This window comes from Allorhizobium sp. GW101-3B10 (genome assembly GCF_059424725.1).
Genome location: NZ_JBWKZR010000002.1, coordinates 179618 through 199510 on the forward strand (window position 1 = coordinate 179618; position 19893 = coordinate 199510).

The 19893-nt window shown below is 62.3% G+C and carries 13 protein-coding genes and 1 pseudogene; 13 read left to right on the forward strand and 1 reads right to left on the reverse strand.

What is annotated here, in order from left to right:
- The first annotated feature begins 7 nt into the window (after positions 1 to 7).
- The 10 genes and pseudogenes from AC07Y0_RS25080 to mog all read left to right on the forward strand — a co-directional run bounded on the left by AC07Y0_RS25080 (position 8) and on the right by mog (position 11807).
- A complete protein-coding gene (locus AC07Y0_RS25080) occupies positions 8 to 3766 on the forward strand; it encodes a nitrate reductase subunit alpha (RefSeq protein WP_498680481.1) in 3759 nt (1252 codons plus the stop codon).
- Positions 3763 to 5301 carry a nitrate reductase subunit beta gene (narH, locus tag AC07Y0_RS25085; protein WP_498680482.1) on the forward strand — a complete coding sequence of 513 codons (1539 nt, stop codon included), beginning with the start codon at positions 3763 to 3765 and terminating at the stop codon, positions 5299 to 5301. The genes AC07Y0_RS25080 and narH overlap by 4 nt, the downstream gene beginning before the upstream one ends.
- Entirely contained in the window at positions 5301 to 6014 is a 714-nt protein-coding gene (gene narJ, locus AC07Y0_RS25090; RefSeq protein ID WP_498680483.1) for a nitrate reductase molybdenum cofactor assembly chaperone, read from the forward strand. The genes narH and narJ overlap by 1 nt, the downstream gene beginning before the upstream one ends.
- 11 nt (positions 6015 to 6025) lie before the next feature.
- A complete protein-coding gene (narI, locus tag AC07Y0_RS25095) occupies positions 6026 to 6742 on the forward strand; it encodes a respiratory nitrate reductase subunit gamma (protein WP_498680484.1) in 717 nt (238 codons plus the stop codon).
- 4 nt (positions 6743 to 6746) lie between these two features.
- A complete protein-coding gene (locus AC07Y0_RS25100) occupies positions 6747 to 7664 on the forward strand; it encodes a peptidylprolyl isomerase (RefSeq protein WP_498680485.1) in 918 nt (305 codons plus the stop codon).
- Positions 7665 to 7768: 104 nt separating this feature from the next.
- Positions 7769 to 8440: a carbonate dehydratase gene (gene can / locus AC07Y0_RS25105; RefSeq protein WP_498680486.1), complete on the forward strand. Its 672-nt coding sequence runs from the start codon at positions 7769 to 7771 to the stop codon at positions 8438 to 8440.
- Positions 8441 to 8483: 43 nt separating this feature from the next.
- Positions 8484 to 9713 carry a molybdopterin molybdotransferase MoeA gene (locus tag AC07Y0_RS25110; RefSeq protein WP_498680546.1) on the forward strand — a complete coding sequence of 410 codons (1230 nt, stop codon included), beginning with the start codon at positions 8484 to 8486 and terminating at the stop codon, positions 9711 to 9713.
- Entirely contained in the window at positions 9710 to 10258 is a 549-nt protein-coding gene (locus AC07Y0_RS25115; RefSeq protein WP_498680487.1) for a DUF2478 domain-containing protein, read from the forward strand. The genes AC07Y0_RS25110 and AC07Y0_RS25115 overlap by 4 nt, the downstream gene beginning before the upstream one ends.
- Positions 10248 to 11285, forward strand: a complete 1038-nt coding sequence (moaA, locus tag AC07Y0_RS25120; RefSeq protein WP_498680547.1) for a GTP 3',8-cyclase MoaA — start codon at positions 10248 to 10250, stop codon at positions 11283 to 11285. Before AC07Y0_RS25115 ends, moaA begins: the two co-directional genes overlap by 11 nt.
- 2 nt (positions 11286 to 11287) lie before the next feature.
- A pseudogene (gene mog, locus AC07Y0_RS25125) lies at positions 11288 to 11807 on the forward strand (molybdopterin adenylyltransferase).
- Between the two features lie 328 nt (positions 11808 to 12135).
- On the opposite strand, the gene AC07Y0_RS25130 reads toward mog, so the two are convergent.
- Positions 12136 to 12729: a hypothetical protein gene (locus tag AC07Y0_RS25130; protein WP_498680554.1), complete on the reverse strand. Its 594-nt coding sequence runs from the start codon at positions 12727 to 12729 to the stop codon at positions 12136 to 12138.
- Between the two features lie 210 nt (positions 12730 to 12939).
- On the opposite strand from AC07Y0_RS25130, the gene AC07Y0_RS25135 reads away from it, so the two are divergent.
- From AC07Y0_RS25135 to AC07Y0_RS25145, 3 genes are all read left to right on the forward strand, one after another.
- Positions 12940 to 13977, forward strand: coding sequence for a DUF3991 and toprim domain-containing protein (locus tag AC07Y0_RS25135; RefSeq protein WP_498680488.1), 1038 nt, complete (start codon positions 12940 to 12942; stop codon positions 13975 to 13977).
- Between the two features lie 65 nt (positions 13978 to 14042).
- The gene (locus AC07Y0_RS25140) at positions 14043 to 14648 is read left to right on the forward strand and encodes a DUF1419 domain-containing protein (RefSeq protein ID WP_028737627.1); all 606 of its coding nucleotides are present in this window, start codon (positions 14043 to 14045) and stop codon (positions 14646 to 14648) included.
- A 90-nt stretch (positions 14649 to 14738) separates the two neighbouring features.
- Positions 14739 to 19826, forward strand: a complete 5088-nt coding sequence (locus AC07Y0_RS25145) for a helicase-like domain-containing protein (protein ID WP_498680489.1) — start codon at positions 14739 to 14741, stop codon at positions 19824 to 19826.
- Positions 19827 to 19893: the final 67 nt, after the last annotated feature.

The window sequence follows — 19893 nt, forward strand, 5'->3', positions numbered from 1 at the left end:
CAACATCATGAGCCATCTCCTCGATCGCCTGAACTTTCTGGCGCGCAAGAATGCCGATACCTTCTCGGACGGCCACGGCGTCACCACGACCGAGAACCGGGACTGGGAAGACGCCTATCGCAAGCGCTGGCAGCACGACAAGATCGTGCGCTCGACGCACGGCGTGAACTGCACGGGTTCCTGCTCGTGGAAAATTTATGTCAAGGGTGGGATCGTCACCTGGGAAACCCAACAGACCGACTATCCCCGCACCCGGCCGGACCTTCCCAACCATGAACCGCGCGGCTGTGCGCGTGGCGCTAGCTACAGCTGGTACATGTACTCGGCCAACCGGGTGAAATATCCGCTGATCCGCTCGCGCCTGCTCAAGCTGTGGCGCAAGGAACGCACGATCAAGACCCCGGTCGGCGCCTGGGCGGCGATCCAGGAGAACCCGGAAAAACGTGCCGACTACATGAAGATGCGCGGCCTCGGCGGCTTCGTGCGCGCCACCTGGGACGAGGTCAACGAGATCATCGCGGCGGCGAACGCCTACACTGTCAAGACCTATGGCCCGGACCGTGTGGTCGGTTTCTCGCCGATTCCGGCCATGTCGATGGTCTCCTATGCGGCCGGTTCGCGTTACCTCTCGCTGCTCGGTGGGGTCTGTCTGTCGTTCTACGACTGGTACTGCGATCTGCCGCCGGCCTCGCCGATGACCTGGGGCGAGCAGACCGACGTTCCGGAATCGGCCGACTGGTACAATTCCGGCTTCCTGATCCTGTGGGGCTCCAACGTTCCGCAGACTCGCACGCCCGATGCTCATTTCTACACCGAGGCGCGTTACAAGGGTGCCAAGTCGGTCGTCATCTCGCCCGATTATTCGGAAGCCGCGAAATTCTCCGATCTCTGGCTGCATCCGAAGCAGGGCACCGACGCGGCACTCGCCATGGCCATGGGCCACGTCATCCTGCGCGAGTTCCATCTCGACCGCCAGGCCGACTATTTCGAGGACTACTGTCGTCGCTATACCGACATGCCGATGCTGGTCAAACTGGTCGGCAAGGATGGCCATTACATCGCTGATCGCTTCGTCCGCGCCTCGGACTTCACCGGCGGGCTCGACGAGACGAACAATCCGGAATGGAAGACGGTCGCCGTCGATGCCAAGACGAAGCAGTTCGTCTCGCCCGGTGGTTCGATCGGCTATCGCTGGGGCGAGCAGGGCAAGTGGAATCTCGAGGCGAAGGACGGCAAGGGCGCCGACGTCGATCTCGCCATGAGCTTTATCCTCGACGGCGAGCACGACACGATCGCCAATGTCGGCTTCCCATATTTCGGCAATCGCGAGCACGACTACTTTGAAGGCACGGATCATGCCAGCGTTCTGGTGCGCAAGGTGCCGGCCCGCAAGGTGAAGCTGGCCGACGGCGAGGCTCTTGTCGCCACCGTGTTCGACCTGTTCGTCGCCAATTACGGCCTCGATCGCGGGCTCGACGATCCGAACTCGGCCAAGTCCTACCAGGAAAACCTACCCTACACGCCGGCCTGGGCCGAGAAGATCACCGGCGTTCCGCGCGACCAGATCATCGCAGTCGCCCGCGAATTCGCCAGCAATGCCGAAAAGACCAATGGTCGTTCCATGGTCATCCTTGGTGCCGGTCTGAACCACTGGTACCACATGGACATGAACTATCGCGGCATCATCAACATGCTGGTGATGTGCGGTTGCGTCGGCAAGTCCGGAGGTGGCTGGAGCCACTATGTGGGGCAGGAGAAGCTCCGCCCGCAGACGGGTTGGACAGCGCTCGCCTTCGCGCTCGACTGGCACCGGCCGCCGCGCCATATGAACGGCACCTCATTCTTCTATGCCCATACCGACCAGTGGCGCTATGAGACGCTGAAGGTGGACGAGATCCTGTCGCCGACCGCGCCGGAAGGGCCTTGGGACGCGACACTGATTGACTACAACATCCGTGCCGAGCGCATGGGCTGGTTGCCGTCGGCGCCGCAGCTCAAGACCAATCCGCTGAAGGTGTCGAGGGATGCAGCCGCAGCAGGCAAGGAGGCCAAGGACTATGTCGCCGAGCAGTTGAAGGCCGGCACGCTGTCCATGTCCTGCGAGGACCCCGACGACAAGGCCAACTGGCCGCGCAACCTGTTCGTCTGGCGTTCCAACCTGCTCGGCTCGTCCGGCAAGGGGCATGAGTACTTCCTCAAGCACCTGCTCGGCACCAAGCACGGCTTGCTCGGCAAGGATCTCGGCGAGGAAGGTCGCCAGATCACCAAGGAAGCCGTCTGGCACGAAGAAGCGCCGGAAGGAAAGCTCGACCTGCTGGTCACGCTCGACTTCCGCATGTCGACCACCTGCGTCTATTCCGACATCGTGCTTCCGACGGCCACCTGGTACGAGAAGAACGACCTCAACACGTCCGACATGCATCCCTTCATCCATCCGTTGTCAAGTGCCGCGGATCCGGCTTGGGACGCGCGCAGCGACTGGGACATCTTCAAGGGCATTGCCAGGGCGTTTTCCGAAGTGGCGCCGGAAGTCCTCGGCGTGGAGAAGGACATCGTCCTCGTGCCGACGCTGCACGATACGGCGGGCGAACTCGCCCAGCCGTTCGACGTCAAGGACTGGAAGAAGGGCGAGATCGAGCCCATTCCCGGCCGGACGATGCCGTCGGTCGCGGTGGTCGAGCGCGACTATCCCAACCTCTACAAGAAGTTCACCTCGGTCGGCACGCTGCTCGACACGCTCGGCAATGGCGGCAAGGGCATCGCCTGGAACACCGAGCACGAAGTCGACCTGCTCGCCCGCCTGAACGGCGTGGTGCAGGAGGAGGGCGTCACCAAGGGCCGGCCGCGGATTGAGACCGACATCGACGCGACCGAGGTCATCCTGTCGCTTGCCCCGGAAACCAACGGCGAGGTGGCGGTCAAGGCCTGGGCAGCGCTCTCCAAGTTCACCGGTCGCGACCACACCCATCTCGCCATCCCCAAGGAGGACGAGAAGATCCGCTTCCGTGACGTGGTCGCCCAGCCGCGCAAAATCATCTCCTCCCCAACCTGGTCGGGCATTGAATCGGACACGGTTTGCTACAATGCCGGCTATACCAACGTCCACGAGTTGATCCCGTGGCGCACCCTGACCGGCCGCCAGCAGCTCTATCAGGATCACCTGTGGATGCGGGCCTTCGGTGAAGGTTTCTGCGTCTATCGACCGCCGATCGACACCAAGACCGTCAATCCGGCGATCGAGGCGAAGTCGGACGGCAAGCCGCACCTGGTACTGAATTTCATCACACCGCACCAGAAGTGGGGCATCCACTCCACCTATAGCGACAACCTGATGATGCTGACGCTCAATCGCGGCGGCCCGGTGGTCTGGATTTCCGAGCCGGACGCCAAGAAGGCCGGCATTGCCGACAATGACTGGCTTGAGGTCTACAACGCCAACGGCGCCATCGTCGCCCGCGCAGTTGTTTCCCAGCGCATGAAGGACGGAACGATCTTCATGTATCACGCCCAGGAAAAGATCGTGAACACGCCCGGTTCGCCGATCACCGGCCAGCGTGGCGGCATCCACAACTCGGTCACGCGGGTGATCACCAAGCCGACCCACATGATCGGCGGCTACGCCCATCAGGCTTACGGTTTCAACTACTACGGCGCGGTCGGCTCCAACCGGGACGAGTTCGTCGTGGTCCGCAAACTCGACAAGGTGGACTGGCAGGAAGGGCCGCACACCGAAAGCACCCCATACAACAAGGAGCCGGCAGAATGAAGATCCGCGCGCAAATCGGCATGGTCCTCAACCTCGACAAGTGCATCGGGTGTCATACCTGCTCGGTCACCTGCAAGAATGTCTGGACCAACCGCGAAGGCGTTGAATACGCCTGGTTCAACAATGTCGAGACCAAGCCCGGCATCGGTTTCCCCAAGGAATGGGAAAACCAGAAGAAGTGGAACGGCGGCTGGGTGAGGAAGTCGAGCGGCAAGATCGAGCCGAAGATGGGCGCCAAGTGGCGCATCCTCGCCAAGATTTTCGCCAATCCGGACCTGCCGGAGATCGACGACTATTACGAGCCCTTCGACTTCGACTATGGCCACCTGCAGACAGCCGGCGAAAGCCGCGCCATGCCGACGGCACGGCCTCGCTCGATGATCACCGGCGAGCGGATGGAAAAGATCGAATGGGGTCCGAACTGGGAGGAGATCCTCGGCGGCGAGTTCGAGAAGCGCTCGAAGGACTACAATTTCGAGGGCATCCAGAAGGAGATCTACGGCCAATTCGAGAACACCTTCATGATGTACCTGCCGAGGCTGTGCGAGCACTGCCTCAACCCGACCTGTGCGGCGGCCTGCCCGTCGGGGGCGATCTACAAGCGCGAGGATGACGGCATCGTCCTGATCGACCAGGAAAAATGCCGGGGCTGGCGCATGTGCGTCTCCGGCTGTCCCTACAAGAAGATCTACTACAACTGGAGCTCGGGAAAATCCGAGAAGTGCATCTTCTGCTATCCTCGCATCGAGGCCGGCCATCCGACCGTTTGCTCGGAAACCTGCGTCGGGCGCATCCGCTATCTCGGCGTCATCCTTTACGATGCCGACCGGATCTCGGAGGCCGCATCCACGGCGAATGAGCAGGACCTATACGAGGAACAGCTCAAAATCTTCCTCGATCCCAACGATCCTGCCGTCATCGAGCAGGCGCGCAAGGATGGCATTCCGGATGCCTGGCTGGAAGCGGCGAAACGGTCGCCGGTCTACAAGATGGCGATGGACTGGAAGATCGCTTTCCCGCTCCACCCGGAATACCGCACGCTGCCGATGGTCTGGTACATCCCGCCGCTTTCGCCGCTGCAGTCGGCGGCCCAGTCGGGCAAACTCGGCATGGACGGCCCGCTGCCGGATGTGCGGTCGCTGCGCATCCCGGTTCGCTATCTCGCCAACCTGCTGACGGCCGGCAAGGAAGCCCCCGTGATCTCGGCACTGGAGCGCATGCTCGCCATGCGCGCCTACATGCGCTCGAAGACGATCGATGGCGTCATCGACACGTCGATCGCCGCCAAGGTTGGCATGAGTGCCGAGATGATCGAGGAAATGTATCACATCATGGCGATCGCCAACTACGAGGACCGCTTCGTCATTCCGACCACGCATCGCGAGGTGACCGAGGACGCCTATGACGTTCGTGGCTCCTGTGGCTTCTCCTTCGGCAATGGCTGCTCGGGCGGCACGTCGGACAGCGACCTCTTCGGTGCCAAGCGCCGCAAGGTGGTCCAGACCCCGACCGATCTCTTCAAGGAGCATGTCTGATGCACAAGGCACTGAAGGCTATATCGCTGTTGCTCAGCTATCCGACCGAGGAACTCATCGCGGGGGCGCCGGAGCTCAAGACGGCGCTTGACGCCGATGACGCGATCTCCCGGGAGGTTAGGCTGCTGCTTGGCCGCCTGATCGACGATCTCGCCGGACAGGACCTCTACGACGCTCAGGAGCGCTACGTGTACCTGTTCGACCGTAGCCGGTCGCTCTCGCTGAACTTGTTCGAGCACGTGCATGGCGAAAGCCGCGACCGTGGGCAGGCCATGGTCGACCTGAAGGCCATGTACGAGGACCAGGGCTTCGAAATCGACGCAAAGGAATTGCCGGACTATCTGCCGCTGTTCCTCGAATTCCTTGCTACCCTGACAACGGAAGAGGTCGATGACCTCCTCGCCCAGACCGGCCATATCACGGCGGCGATCGGCGAGCGGCTGCGGAAACGGGAATCGGTCTATTCCAACGCCTTTGCTGCTCTCGGCCTCATATCGAAAGCCAAGCCGGACCTGAAGCTCCTGAAGGAGCTCCTGGACGGCGCCGAGGACGATCCGAACGACCTCGAAGCGATGGACCGCATCTGGGAGGACGAGGTCGTCACTTTCGGCGGCAATGCGGGTGACAACAGCTGCGGCCCTGACCGGCTGCGCACACAGATGAGGGCCGCGGCGCGCAAGCCGAACGATCCCTTGAACACGATACCGGTTTAGGAGGGCAGGACATGTCTGACTTTTTCAATTCACTCTTATTCGGCATCTACCCATACATCGCGCTCGTGGTGCTGATCCTCGGCTCGATCATCCGCTATGACCGCGAGCCCTATACATGGCGCTCGGGGTCGAGCCAGCTCTTGCGTCGCAGACAGCTAATCTGGGGCTCGGTGCTCTTCCATCTCGGCGTGCTGTTCATCTTCGCAGGCCACTTAGTCGGCCTGCTGACGCCGATCGTGATCTTCGACACCCTCGGCATCAGCCACAGCGCCAAGCAGACGCTGGCGGTGGTTGCCGGTGGCATTGCCGGTACCATGGCGATCGTCGGCGCGACGCTTCTCGTCCATCGCCGGCTATTCGATCCGCGCGTGAGGGCATCATCGAGCACGACCGATACGCTGATCATCATCCTGCTTTGGGTCCAGCTCTTCCTTGGGCTCTCGACCATCCCGACCTCGCTTGCCCATCTCGACGGCCATGAAATGGTGAAGTTTATGAACTGGGCCCAGGGTATCTTCACCTTCAACCCGGACGCAGCCTCCTACGTCGCCGACGCGGCGCTGGTGTTCAAGCTGCACCTCTTCCTCGGCCTGACGATCTTCCTGCTCTTCCCGTTCACCCGGCTGGTTCACATGCTGAGCGCGCCGGTGCGCTATCTCTGGCGTCCGGGCTATCAGGTCGTGCGGCAGCGGAACGGCAGTTCCGTCAATCGCGCTCCGGCGGAGTAAGCCCATGGTCACGCTCTTCAACAATGCGGACAAGGGTTCGACCGCTTCCGAAGTATCCGGGAAGAAGGACAGCTATTCGACCTACCAGGAACCGGATACCCGCATTCCGCCCAAGGCCCGCCCGGTACTCGACGCTGTGTCAGTCAACGGCGTGGAAATCGCCGAAAGCGAGATCCTCGCCGAGGCGCAGAACCATCCGGCCGAAAACCCGGGGGCGGCACTTCTGGCGGCGGCAAGGGCGCTGGTCGTGCGTGAACTCCTTCTGCAACGGGCGGTCGAACTGAACCTTGCGCCTGTGCGAGAGGAAACGGCGGATGGGCGTCATGAAACCGACGAGGACGCAGCCATCCGAATTTTGATCGAGAGAAAGGTTACGATTCCATCGGCCACGGCGGAGGAGTGCCTGCGTTTCTACGAGAACAACCGGGCGAAGTTCCGCAGCGAGCCGATCTTCGAGGCGAGCCATATCCTGATCGCCGCCGATCCTGCGGACCAGCGCGCGCGGGATGCGGCCCGTAACGACGCGGAACGGCTGGCGGCTGTCCTCGTCGGGCACCCGAGCGAGTTTGCAACGATGGCGCGAACCCATTCGGCCTGTCCCTCGGCCACGCAGGGCGGCAATCTCGGCCAGTTGACCCATGGCAGCACGGTTGCGGAGTTCGAGCGTTGCCTTGCCCGGATGGAGGAGGGCCAGATTACCTCCGCACCGGTCGAAAGCCGGTTCGGCTTCCACATCATCCGGCTGGAACGGCGGATCGATGGTGAACAACTGCCGTTCGACTTCGTGCAGGACCGGATCGCCGGCTGGCTCGAAGCCTCTACCTGGTCGAAAGCCGTATCGCAGTTCATCGCCATCCTGGCCGCCGATGCCACCATCACCGGGATCGATGTGCTCGGTGCCGACGGACCGTTGATGCAGTGACGCAACGGCGATGACGGAAAGGAACGGCAAGGCGAAACGGGCATGTCCCGAGTGTTTCTCCTTGCCGTACCGCCCGCAAGGGACGTCGGGCCTGGAGTACACCCATGCTATCTGATCTCTTCGAACACAATGTCCGCTGGGCATCGGCGAAATGCGCCGAGGACCCACACTATTTCGACAGGCTGTCGGCCCTGCAGCGGCCGGAGTATTTGTGGATCGGCTGCTCCGACAGCCGGGTTCCCGCCAATGTCATCACTGGGCTCGAGCCGGGCGAGGTCTTCGTCCATCGCAATGTCGCCAACCTCGTCCACCGGGCCGATCTCAATCTGCTGTCGGTGGTGGAATTTGCCGTGGAGACCCTCGAGGTCAAGCACATCATCGTCTGCGGGCACTATGGCTGCGGCGGGATCCGCGCCGCCATGGATGGGCAGCGGCACGGCATCATCGATCACTGGCTGCAGCCGATCCGCGACGTGGCGGAAGCGAACTGCGCGGAGCTAGCGGGGATTGACGAGACGGAAGAGAAGCTGAATCGGCTCTGCGAACTGACGGTCGCCTCGCAGGTGGCCAGTCTGTCGCAGACACCGATCCTGCAATCAGCCTGGAGGCGGGGGCGTCCGCTCACGATCCACGGCTGGATCTATGGCCTGAAGGATGGTCTGCTCCGCGACCTTAAATGCGATTGCGACAGAAGTGTCGCTGCGTTTCGATGCGACGAGGCGAACGCGCCGCGCTTTGCGCGAGATGGAAAGGTGCCTCATGCCTGTCAATCATAGAGCCGCCCGCAACTGTGACGTTCAGCCGTCCGGCTCAAACCTGATGTCGGTGGAGAGGGCTATCGAAGTCGCGGTCGGCATGGCAAGGCCGATCACCGGGGCGCAAGAAGTCGTCCTCCGGTTCGCCCGAGGCCGGATACTTGCGGCAGATCTGCACGCGCCACAGGCCATGCCGGCTTTCGACAATTCCGCCATGGACGGCTTCGCACTGCGACTTCAGGATATTCCGGGAACGGGGCCTTGGCGATTGCCGGTCGCTGGCACGATGACGGCCGGCTCTGCCCTGGGGCTGGCCGGAGCTGTTGTCGGCGCGGCCTTGCGTATCTTCACCGGCGCGCCGGTTCCCGCTATCTGTGATGCCGTGGTGATGCAGGAAAACTGCGACGATCAGGGCGAACACGTCCTGATTTTTAGCCGCCCGGCGATGGGCGAGAACATACGTCGCGCGGGCGAGGACATCGGCGCCGGCGCCCTTCTTGCAAGCCGCGGCACGATAATCGAGGCACGCCATATCGGGCTTCTCGCGGGCAATGGCCATGCTTCGGTCCAGGTAAGACGTCGACCGCGGATCGCAGTGCTGTCCACCGGCGATGAACTCGTCGATGGGGGCAAGGGCAGCGCAAGCATCCATGACACAAATCGGCCCATGCTGCTTGCATTGTGCGAAGGGCTCGGTGCGGAGGTCACGGATCTCGGTATCTGTGCCGACGATCTCGGCGCCATGACCGGACTGCTGCGCGCGAACGCGACGCAATATGACATGATCCTCACCTCGGGCGCAGCTTCGGTTGGAGGCCGGGACTTCGTTCGACCGGCCCTTTACGCGGCCGGCGGGTCCGTGGAAGCCTGCCGGGTGGCCCTGAAGCCCGGAAAGCCTGTCTTTTTCGGTCGACTCGGCGATGCCTTGCTGACCGGGCTGCCCGGCAATCCGCTGTCGGCCTATACGGGATTCCAGCTCTTTGTCGCCCGGCAGATCGCCGCGATGCTGGGCTTTTCGGGAGCGGAAATGTCAGTCGAGAAAGCGGTGGCCGGTTTCGGCTGGAAGCGGAAGGCAGGTCGCGCGGAATATCTGCCGGTGCGCATCGTCGCGCATGATGCTTCCGGCCGCCCGATCGTCGAGCGCCTCGGGCACGGCAGCTCCGCCTCGCTGATGCCGCTTTCCCAGGCCGACGGCGTCGCCGTTCTCGATGCGTCGTCAACCGAAGGCGCCTGCGGTACGCCCGTTTCCTGGTTCCCCTTTTGCAGGCGCAAATTCGCATGGAGGAGCATATGACCGATTTAGCGATACCGCTCCAGGCCGCCATTCGGGTCGAAAAGGACCGGCCGGTCGACGATATCTTCGAGGCGGTGGCCGAGCTGTTGCGGGCCGAAGGGCTGGTTGTCGCCGGCTTCCTTCAGTGGGAACGCACTGACGACGGCGCGTGCTGCGGCCGGATTGAGCTGGAGGATCTGGCCAGCGGTGAGCGGCACCAGATATCGCAGGCGCTCGGTCCGGGTGCGCGCGGTTGCCGGCTCGATCCGCAGGCCCTGGCCCACGTGGCTGGGCGCCTCCTGTCCGGTCTGGAGAACGATCCGGATCTTTTGATCCTCAACCGCTTCGGCAAAGGGGAGGCCGAGGGGCAGGGCTTTCGTGCTGTGATGGAGGAGGCTTGCGCGCGGGACATTCCGGTGCTGATCGCGGTGCGGGAAAGCTATGTCGAGGCCTGGGAGCGGTTTGCGGGAGATCTCGGGCTCCTCCTTCCACCCGACCGGGGCCTGGTCGTCGACTGGGTCCGTCGGGCGGTTGCGGCGGCCGGGAGACTTCGCGATGCGGCATGAACGGCATATCGCGACCGGCACGGGAGCACCACACTCTCCCCTGGTCGATCAGTTCGGCCGGCAGGTCACCTACCTTCGGCTTTCCGTGACGGATCGCTGCGATCTCCGCTGCACCTACTGCATGGCCGAACACATGACATTCCTGCCGCGCCAGGATGTCCTGTCCCTGGAGGAGCTGTACCGGCTGGCTCGAGTCTTCATCCGTGGGGGCGTGCGCAAGATCCGGCTGACCGGCGGAGAGCCGCTGGTGCGCAAGAATATCCTTCAGCTGTTCAGTCTGCTCGCGCCGCATCTCGACGGCGGCGAGCTCGAAGAGGTGACGCTGACCACCAACGGGACGCTGCTCTCGCGTTATTCCGAAGCCCTGTTCGCAACAGGTGTGCGCCGTGTGAACGTCTCGCTCGACAGTCTCGACGCCGGCAGATATGCGCGGATAACACGGTGGGGCCGGCTGGATTCGGTTCTGAAGGGCATCGACGCGGCGCTTTCCGCCGGTCTCAAGGTCAAACTCAACGCGGTTGCCATGCGGGGCGACTTCGAAAGCGAAGTGGACGATCTCATTGGCTTCGCGCATGGGCGAGGCATGGACCTCACGTTGATCGAGGAGATGCCGCTTGGGCAGACGGGGCATGATCGCAGCCAGAGCTTCCTTCCCCTTGATCATCTGCGCCGGTCGCTTGCCGGGCGGTGGACGCTTGTTCCGATCGATGACCGGACCGGAGGTCCGGCCCGCTATGTTCGCGTTGCCGAGACCGGCGGGCGGCTCGGCTTCATCACGCCGCTATCTTGTGATTTCTGTGCAAACTGCGATCGGGTGCGGGTAAGCTGTACCGGCGGTCTCTTCACCTGCATGGGGAGCGAGGGCACGGTCGGGCTTCGCCAGGCGTTGCGCGGCGAGGATCCGGAGGCAAACGTTGGTAGCCTGATCCGGGATGCGCTTGGTCGCAAGCCGAAGGGACATTCGTTCGAAATTTCGCGTCAGGCCGTCAGCGGTATCGCGCGCCATATGTCTGTTCTAGGAGGCTAGAAATGCAGATTGCCATCGTTACCGTATCGGATCGCGCCAGCCGCGGAGAATGTGAGGATCTGTCGGGTCCCTTGATCGAGACATGGCTGGCGCGCGCGATAACGTCACCCTACAAGCTAACGAAGCGGACATCCCCGATGGGTTTGTCTCCTTTCGCGATGAACGGATCGATCTCTGCGACCAGCATCGCTTCGACTTGATTTGACAACGGGAGGCACGGGCCCGGCAGCGCGTGACGAAACCCCGGAAGCCATGCGGGCCGTGCTGGTGAAGGAGCTACCGGGTTTCGGCGAACTGCTGCGTCGCGTCAGTCTGGAGCAGACGCCGACTGCCATCCTGTCGCGGCAGACGGCCGGAACAAGAGGGCATTCGCCTATCATCAATCTGCCGGGCAATCCGGCGTCGATCCGTGTGTGCCTCGATACAATATTCTCAGCTGCGCCTTACTGCCTCGATCTGATCGGTGCGGGGAGGATCGAGACCGATCGGAATATCATCAAGGCTCACCGTCCGGCGCGATAGGGCATTTGTGGCCTTATGCGGTGTGGTTGGATGCAGGCCCCCAATTGTCGATGGTGGCCGGGAAACAGCGCCGCAGCAACAGGCCATCTCAATTTTGCGGGGCGCGGTGGTTCCATAAGCTATCTTATGCGATCTTTATTAAGCATTTGAAAATAATAAGTAATATTTATCCATCTTTCATATCTTAGGGTTGAGTACTAAATTTTCCGCCAAGCGAGTTAAGCGAGAATACTCATGCTCCGATTTCTTCACCGACGACTCGGACACCGCCGGGCGAAACGGCGCAGGTGGCAGGCTGATGCGAAGCTGCTGGCTGGTCGAGATCCGGTCAGAGCTTACTATGAGGCGCAACGACGGGCGTTCCGCAGGCGACTTCCATGGGTATTGGCACTGGGACAAGGTCGCCAGTGAAATCGCCCGTATAGAACCGCGTGCCGAGATGGACTTCGACATCCTCAAGGTTTTGTCCGATCAGGAAGAGCCGGGTCGCCGCTGATCGATGCACTGGCGAAGCAGATGCTCGGCAACAGATGCTGAGCTGTCTTCCGTGAACGATCTGTACCGAATATCCAATCGCCGCCGAAGCAAACCAATTCCGCTCTTTATGGATGGCGTCCTGGACCAGGCCCGGATCTGCGTCGATCAACCCACTATCGGGGTCGGCTAGCAAGCTGCCGCCGCTTGTCTTCGCCTGCGCGGTGATCGCGACCTGTCCTGGTCCTTTGAGGAGCCATCGAGCGGGATCGGCCCGCTCCGGACGGAGGTTTCTCACATGGCACAGGATCTTGCACTCGCCCAAAGCCACGCATTTTCGCTTTCCCGCATCCTCATGGTTCCCGTCACCCTGTTCAAATCCGGCAACGAATTCGGCGTCCTTCCGTCCGACGAACTCGATGACGAAGACGATCTTGAGATCGTGCATGAATATTTCCCGCGCGGGTCTCATTGAGACCCGCATGTCCCTGCCGCTGGCGACCTGTCGGCCGCAAGGGAAGCTTCGCCGCAGCAGTATGCTGCAACTTTTGTCAGTTGCATGCTGCGCCCTTGCACCCTCCGCTCTTCGCGGCGGGGGAAGGTGGCCCGCAAATTGCGGGAAGGAAGAAGGGACGGCCGCCTAGCGGCCGAAGAAAATATGAAACGAGAAGAGTTAGAGGCGCTGCGCGCAAAGGTAAGTTGCGAGGCAGTGCTGGAGCAGGCCGGTTACGAAATCGATTTGAAGGAAAGCGCGCGACGCGCCGTCAAATACCGGCGTGGCGGCAACATCGTCATTGTCACGCATGACGGATGCGGCTGGTTCGATCCGCTCAGCGACGAGAAGGGCGATATCTTCAGCCTTGTCATGTTCCTGGATAGGATCCCATTCCCGCACGCAGCGGAAGCGGTCGCGTCACTTGTCGGGTTTAAATTGTCCCGGCCGGAATGGAGGTCCTCGTGGCCTTCAGTGCCGGTGAAAGACATTGGCGACCTTTGGCGCAGCCGGCGCTCGCCTTCGCCCGGATCCGGTGCCTGGCGCTATCTGCGTTGGGCGCGCTGGATCCCGACCGCCATCGCCCGGCAGGCCATTCGAGAGGATGTGCTGCGGGAAGGACCCATCGGCAGTATGTGGGCAGCCCATGTCGATAGCGAGGGTAGGGTCGTCGGCTGGGAGGAGCGTGGCCCCGACTGGCGTGGCTTTGCCACCGGGGGCTCGAAGGTTCTTTTCCGCTTGGGACCGAGCGATGCCTCTCGTCTCTGCGTCACCGAGGCCGCGATCGACGCGATGAGCCTTGCGGCACTCGAAGGTCCGCGCGAGCAAACTCTCTATCTCAGCACTGGCGGTGGGTGGTCTCCGGCGACAAATGCGGCGCTTGCCGAACTTGCTGTGCGGCCGGGACTGACACTGGTCGCGGCCACGGATGCCAATCCCCAGGGCGACGTCTATGCAGAACGATTGCGTGCGCTTGCCGAGGCGTACGGCTGTGACTGGCAGAGGCTACGTCCGCCGGCGGAGGATTGGAACGAGGTTCTCCAAAACAGGGAACGGGAAAAACGGGAAAGGAAGACCGAGAGGAACAACGAGGCCTGCCGCATGCGCGCCGGCCGCATCAAGGGAGGCTCCGCCCGGCATGCGCCGGCCCTTGACCCGGCCGGACACGAGGCCGGCAGCGCGAAAGGGGTCATGAAGGACTGAAGAGAATGGCGAGGTCGAAACGACTTGTGCTGCCTCCGGTCCAAACCCCCGAAAGGATCAAGCTGATGACCTCGATAGCCCTTCCCCGCAAAATTTTCCAGGGCGTGGCCAAGCGCGCCGACATGTTCCGGATGTTCGACAGGCACGCCAAGCGCCCCGACCGCTTTGAAGGTGACCAGTCTGCCGTCTATGCCGGCGAATGGTTCGAGATCGACGAAACCTCCTACTCCACCATGCTCGACATTCTGCCGCCGCTCTGGATGCGCGGGCAGATCTTTGCGATGCGTGAGTTCATGACCGGTTCAGTGACTTCGGTGTTCTACGCGATCCGGATCGATGAAGCCGTCCGTTATTTTCACACCTACTGCGACCTCTCGGACCCGAACTCTGTGGAGGCAATGCGGACCGCGATCGTTGACCGCGAAACGCGTCCGGTCCGGGCCATGAGCCGCGAAGAACGGCTTGAGCATATCTGGAGCACGACAACCGACGACTATCGCGGCTATGCCGGTACCCGTTGGCCGACGCCGATGCAGGGCCATCGCACGGTGATGCTCTACGGTGGCCAGGAAGGCACTTTCCTGAAACTGCTCGACACCCTGTCCGACGACGAAATCGCTGCCAAGCTGCCGGTGCATCTGCGCCACCTCCCCTCAGCCCTGGCCGCCTGAGGCAGATCATCATTCGCAAATTCCGCGCCGAAAGCGGCCTTCTCCGTGGCCGAGCGATGGCGCACGCCCTCATTTTCAAGGAGCTTTCCCATGAGCAACGATCCCTTCACGCTTGACATGTTCGGCTCGAGCGTGCTGTCCTCCGGCCTCGGGCTTGGCGTGACAGCGTTCGGCGGGTTCTCGCCTGATGCCGCCAATGACGACGATCCGGATCCCGTGCCGCCGGCGCCAGCACCCGCCCTCCCCGTCGCTGAAACGCCTGACCGTCGCGTGAGGCATCGGGCAAACTTCTACCTTGACGGCGACCGCGGGCTGGCCGCCTCCTGGAAGGACCGCGCCAGCGCCAATGTCGCGGCTATCCTTGTCGCCGATAGTATCGCCAGGCAAGACCGGCCGGCGACGGCAAAGGAACAGGCGCAACTGATCTGCTTCACCGGCTTCGGCGCCGGCGAACTGGCCAACGGTATGTTCCGTCGGCCGGGCGAGGTCGATTTCCGCCAGGGCTGGGACGATATTGGTTCTTCGCTTGAGACCTCGGTTTGCGAGAGCGAATATGCGTCGCTTGCCCGCTGCACCCAATATGCACATTTCACGCCGGAGTTCATCATCAGGGCAATCTGGGCCGGGATCCAGAAGCTCGGCTGGCAAGGCGGCCGGGTGCTGGAACCTGGCATCGGCACGGGGCTGTTCCCGGCCCTGATGCCGGAGCCCTATCGCGACGCCGCCTATGTGACCGGCATCGAGCTCGATCCGGTTACCGCCCGCATCGTTGGCCTGCTTCAGCCGAAGGCGCGGATCGTCAATGGCGACTTCGCTCGGACCGATCTGGCTCCGATCTACGATCTCGCTATCGGCAATCCGCCCTTTTCCGATCGCACCGTCCGCTCGGACCGCGCCTACCGGTCGCTTGGCCTTCGTTTGCACGACTACTTTATCGCCCGATCGATCGATCTGCTGAAGCCCGGCGCGCTCGCCGCCTTCGTCACCTCGCATGGCACCATGGACAAGGCCGATACGACGGCACGGGAGCATATCGCCAAATCCGCCGACCTGATCGCGGCAATCCGGCTCCCCGAAGGCAGCTTTCGCCGTGACGCCGGCACGGATGTCGTTGTCGACATCCTGTTCTTCCGCAAGCGCAAGGCTGGCGAGGCGGAGGGCGACCAGCTGTGGCTGGATGTCGATGAGATCAGGCCTGAGAGTGACGGCGAAGGTGCGATCCGCATTAACAGCTGGTTTGGCCAGCATCCGGACTTCGTTCTCGGCACCCACGCGCTGACCTCGGGACCGTTCGGCGAGACCTATACATGCCGGCCCAGCGATGACGAGGATCTCGACGCCGCACTCGTCGCTGCAATCGATCTATTGCCGGCCGATCTCTACGACGGCGAGCCGACGCCCATCGATATCGATCTGGAAGACGAGCTCGGCGAGATCGTCGACCTGCAGCCGAAGGGTGACTCCGTCCGCGAGGGCAGCTTCTTCCTCGATCGGTCAAAGGGTCTAATGCAGATGCTGGACGGATCGGCCGTGCCGATGACCGTGCGCAAGGGCCGCTCGGGCCATGGGACGCCAGAAAAGCATGTCCGGATCATCACCAAGCTCGTCCCGATCCGCGATACCGTGCGTGAGGTCTTGAAAGCCCAGGAGACCGACCGGCCCTGGCGCGACCTTCAAGTCCGCTTGCGCATCGCTTGGTCGAGCTTCGTGCGGGACTTTGGTCCGATCAATCACACAGTTGTCTCTGTTCAAGAGGATATCGAGACCGGCGAGGCCAAGGAAACCCATCGCCAGCCGAACCTCGCACCGTTCCGCGACGATCCCGATTGCTGGCTGGTCGCCTCGATAGAGGACTACGATCTCGAGACCGACACGGCGAAGGCCGGCCCGATTTTTTCGGAACGGGTGATTGCTCCGCCGGCCTTACCGACGATTACCTCACCTGCGGATGCGCTTGCCGTCGTGCTGAATGAGCGCGGCCATGTCGACATTGACCATATCGCGGAGCTGCTGCATAGCGATGCTGCGGCGGCGGTCGACGAGCTGGGCGAGGCCATTTTCCGTGATCCTGCTGACGGATCGTGGAAGACAGCCGACGGATATCTCTCGGGGGCTGTCCGTACGAAGCTCGCAGCCGCGCAGGCCGCCGCAGAGCTCGACCCATCATATGAGCGTAATGTCCGCGCCTTGGCTGATGTGCAGCCGGCCGATCTGCGGCCCTCGGATATCACCGCCCGGCTCGGCGCGCCGTGGATCCCGGCCGCCGATGTGATTGCCTTCGTCAGGCAAAAGATGGAGGCGGAAATCCGCATCCATCATATGCCGGAGCTCGGATCCTGGACGGTGGATGCACGCCAGCTCGGCTACAGCGCCGCTGGCACGTCCGAATGGGGCACCAGCCGCCGCCACGCCGGCGACCTGCTCGCCGATGCGCTCAACAGCCGGGTTCCTCAGATCTTCGACGTCTTCAAGGATGCCGATGGCGAGCGGCGTGTGCTCAACGTCGTCGATACCGAAGCCGCGCGCGACAAGCTGCAGAGGATCAAGCAGGCGTTTCAGGACTGGGTATGGACCGATCCGGATCGCACCGACCGGCTGGCCCGCGACTACAACGACCGTTTCAATAATATCGCGCCGCGAAAATTCGACGGTTCGCATCTAAAACTCCCCGGCGCCTCTGGCGCCTTTGTTCTTTATGGGCATCAGAAACGCGGGATCTGGCGGATCATCGCCGATGGCTCGACCTATCTCGCTCACGCCGTAGGCGCCGGCAAGACGATGACCATGGCGGCAGCCATCATGGAGCAGCGCCGGCTTGGCCTGATCGCCAAGGCGATGCTGGTCGTACCCGGCCATTGCCTGGCACAGGCGGCTCGCGAGTTTTTAGGCCTCTATCCGAATGCCCGCATTCTTGTCGCTGACGAGACCAACTTCACCAAGGACAAGCGCGCCCGGTTTCTGTCGCGTGCGGCGACTGCAACGTGGGATGCGATCATCATCACGCATTCGGCTTTCCGATTTATCGCCGTGCCCTCCGCCTTCGAGAGCCAAATGATCCAGGACGAGTTGCAGCTCTATGAGGATCTGCTGACCAAGGCCGACAGAGAGGACCGCGTTTCGCGCAAGCGGCTCGAGCGGTTGAAGGAAGGACTGCAGGAGCGGCTCGAAGGTCTCGCCACCCGCAAGGATGATCTTCTCACCATCTCGGAGATTGGTGTCGACCAGATCGTCGTCGACGAGGCGCAGGAATTCCGCAAGCTGTCTTTCGCCACCAATATGTCGACGCTGAAGGGCATCGATCCGAACGGCTCACAGCGGGCCTGGGATCTCTATGTGAAGTCCCGCTACATCGAGACGCGGAACCCAGGCCGCGCGCTGGTTCTCGCTTCCGGTACGCCGATCACGAACACATTGGGCGAGATGTTCTCCATCCAGCGCCTGCTCGGTCATGCGGCACTTTCTGAGCGCGGACTGCACGAGTTCGACGCCTGGGCAGCATGCTTCGGCGACACGACCACCGAACTTGAAATCCAGCCATCGGGAAGATACAAGCCGGTCAGCCGCTTTGCCTCCTTCGTCAACGTGCCGGAGCTGATCGCCATGTTCCGCTCGTTTGCCGATGTGGTGATGCCGGATGACCTGCGGCAATACGTGAAGGTGCCCAACATCTCGACCGGCCGGCGGCAGATCATGACTGCCAAGCCGACGGCATTGTTCAAGACCTATCAGCAGACCCTCGGCAGCAGGATCAAGGCGATCGAGCAGCGCGAGGGTCCCGCCAAACCCGGCGACGACATACTGCTGTCCGTCATCACTGATGGGCGCCATGCGGCGATCGACCTGCGCTTCGTCATGCCGGCGGCTGACAACGAGGAGAATAACAAGCTCAATCTGCTCGTCCGCAATGCCTACGGGATCTGGAAGGATACCGGCGAGGCGATCTATCGACGCCCTGATGGGAAGACATTCGACCTGCCGGGTGCGGCGCAGATGATCTTTTCCGATCTCGGCACGATCAATGTCGAAAAGTCCCGCGGCTTCTCGGCCTATCGTTTTATCCGCGACGAGCTGATCCGGCTCGGTGTGCCGGCATCGCAAATCGCCTTCATGCAGGACTACAAGAAGACCGAAGCCAAGCAGCGACTGTTCGGCGATGTCAGGGCCGGCAAGGTTCGTTTCCTGATCGGCTCGTCGGAAACTATGAGCACGGGCGTCAACGCCCAGCTTCGGCTGAAGGCGCTCCATCACCTCGATGTGCCATGGCTGCCGTCGCAGATCGAGCAACGCGAGGGTCGCATCGTCCGCCAGGGCAACCAGCACGACGAGGTCGATATCTTCGCCTATGCGACGGAAGGCTCGTTGGATGCCAGCATGTGGCAGAACAATGAGCGCAAAGCCCGGTTCATTGCCGCGGCCCTGTCGGGAGATACCTCGATCCGGCGGCTCGACGACGTTGGCGAGGGGGCTGCCAACCAGTTCGCGATGGCCAAGGCGATCGCTTCCGGCGATGAACGGTTGATGCAGAAGGCAGGCTTGGAGGCCGATATCGCACGGCTCGAACGGCTGCGGGCCGCCCACGAGGACGATCAATACGCCGTCCGCCGGCAGATGCGAGATGCAGAGCGCGAGATAGAGGTCTCGATCCGGCGGATTGACGAAATCGGCCAGGACATCGCGCGGCTACAGTCGACCACCGGCGATGCCTTCACCATGACGGTGCTCGGTAAAGAACATGCCGAGCGCAAGGAGGCCGGTCGGGCGCTGATGAAGGAAATCCTCACGCTTCTGCAGCTGCAGCAGGAGGGCGAGGTGCATCTGGCGACGATCGGCGGCTTCGATCTCATCTATGAAGGTGAGCGGTTCGACAAGGGCGACGGCTATCGCTACGAGACGCTGCTCCAACGCACTGGCGCAGAGTATGAGATCGATCTGGCGATCACGGTGACGCCGCTCGGGGCCATCTCACGGCTGGAGCATGGACTTGAAGGCTTCGAGGAGGAGCGGCGTCAATATCGCCGGCGTCTCGAAGAGGCCGAGCGGCGGCTGGCCTCCTACCGTTCGCGAGAGGGTGGCGCTTTTGCGTTCGCAAATGACCTGAAAGGAAAACGGCTGGAGTTGCGAGCAATTGAAACTCAACTGGCAGCAGATCTGGACAGCGAGACCATCGCCGCCGCATAGCTGCATTGCACAATAATTGTTTTCCGATTGGCCAAAAATCAGGCATAAAGTCTGCAGCTGATGCATA

Excerpts from the sequence above, each read along its gene's own strand:
- narI (WP_498680484.1), top strand. The coding sequence starts at position 6,026 with ATGTCTGACTTTTTCAATTCACTCTTATTCGGCATCTACCCATACATC.
- narH (WP_498680482.1), top strand. The coding sequence starts at position 3,763 with ATGAAGATCCGCGCGCAAATCGGCATGGTCCTCAACCTCGACAAGTGC.
- AC07Y0_RS25110 (WP_498680546.1), top strand. The coding sequence starts at position 8,484 with ATGTCGGTGGAGAGGGCTATCGAAGTCGCGGTCGGCATGGCAAGGCCG.
- narJ (WP_498680483.1), top strand. The coding sequence starts at position 5,301 with ATGCACAAGGCACTGAAGGCTATATCGCTGTTGCTCAGCTATCCGACC.
- moaA (WP_498680547.1), top strand. The coding sequence starts at position 10,248 with ATGCGGCATGAACGGCATATCGCGACCGGCACGGGAGCACCACACTCT.
- can (WP_498680486.1), top strand. The coding sequence starts at position 7,769 with ATGCTATCTGATCTCTTCGAACACAATGTCCGCTGGGCATCGGCGAAA.
- AC07Y0_RS25140 (WP_028737627.1), top strand. The coding sequence starts at position 14,043 with ATGACCTCGATAGCCCTTCCCCGCAAAATTTTCCAGGGCGTGGCCAAG.
- AC07Y0_RS25080 (WP_498680481.1), top strand. The coding sequence starts at position 8 with ATGAGCCATCTCCTCGATCGCCTGAACTTTCTGGCGCGCAAGAATGCC.
- AC07Y0_RS25100 (WP_498680485.1), top strand. The coding sequence starts at position 6,747 with ATGGTCACGCTCTTCAACAATGCGGACAAGGGTTCGACCGCTTCCGAA.
- AC07Y0_RS25145 (WP_498680489.1), top strand. The coding sequence starts at position 14,739 with ATGAGCAACGATCCCTTCACGCTTGACATGTTCGGCTCGAGCGTGCTG.
- AC07Y0_RS25135 (WP_498680488.1), top strand. The coding sequence starts at position 12,940 with ATGAAACGAGAAGAGTTAGAGGCGCTGCGCGCAAAGGTAAGTTGCGAG.
- AC07Y0_RS25130 (WP_498680554.1), bottom strand. The coding sequence starts at position 12,729 with ATGCACGATCTCAAGATCGTCTTCGTCATCGAGTTCGTCGGACGGAAG.
- AC07Y0_RS25115 (WP_498680487.1), top strand. The coding sequence starts at position 9,710 with ATGACCGATTTAGCGATACCGCTCCAGGCCGCCATTCGGGTCGAAAAG.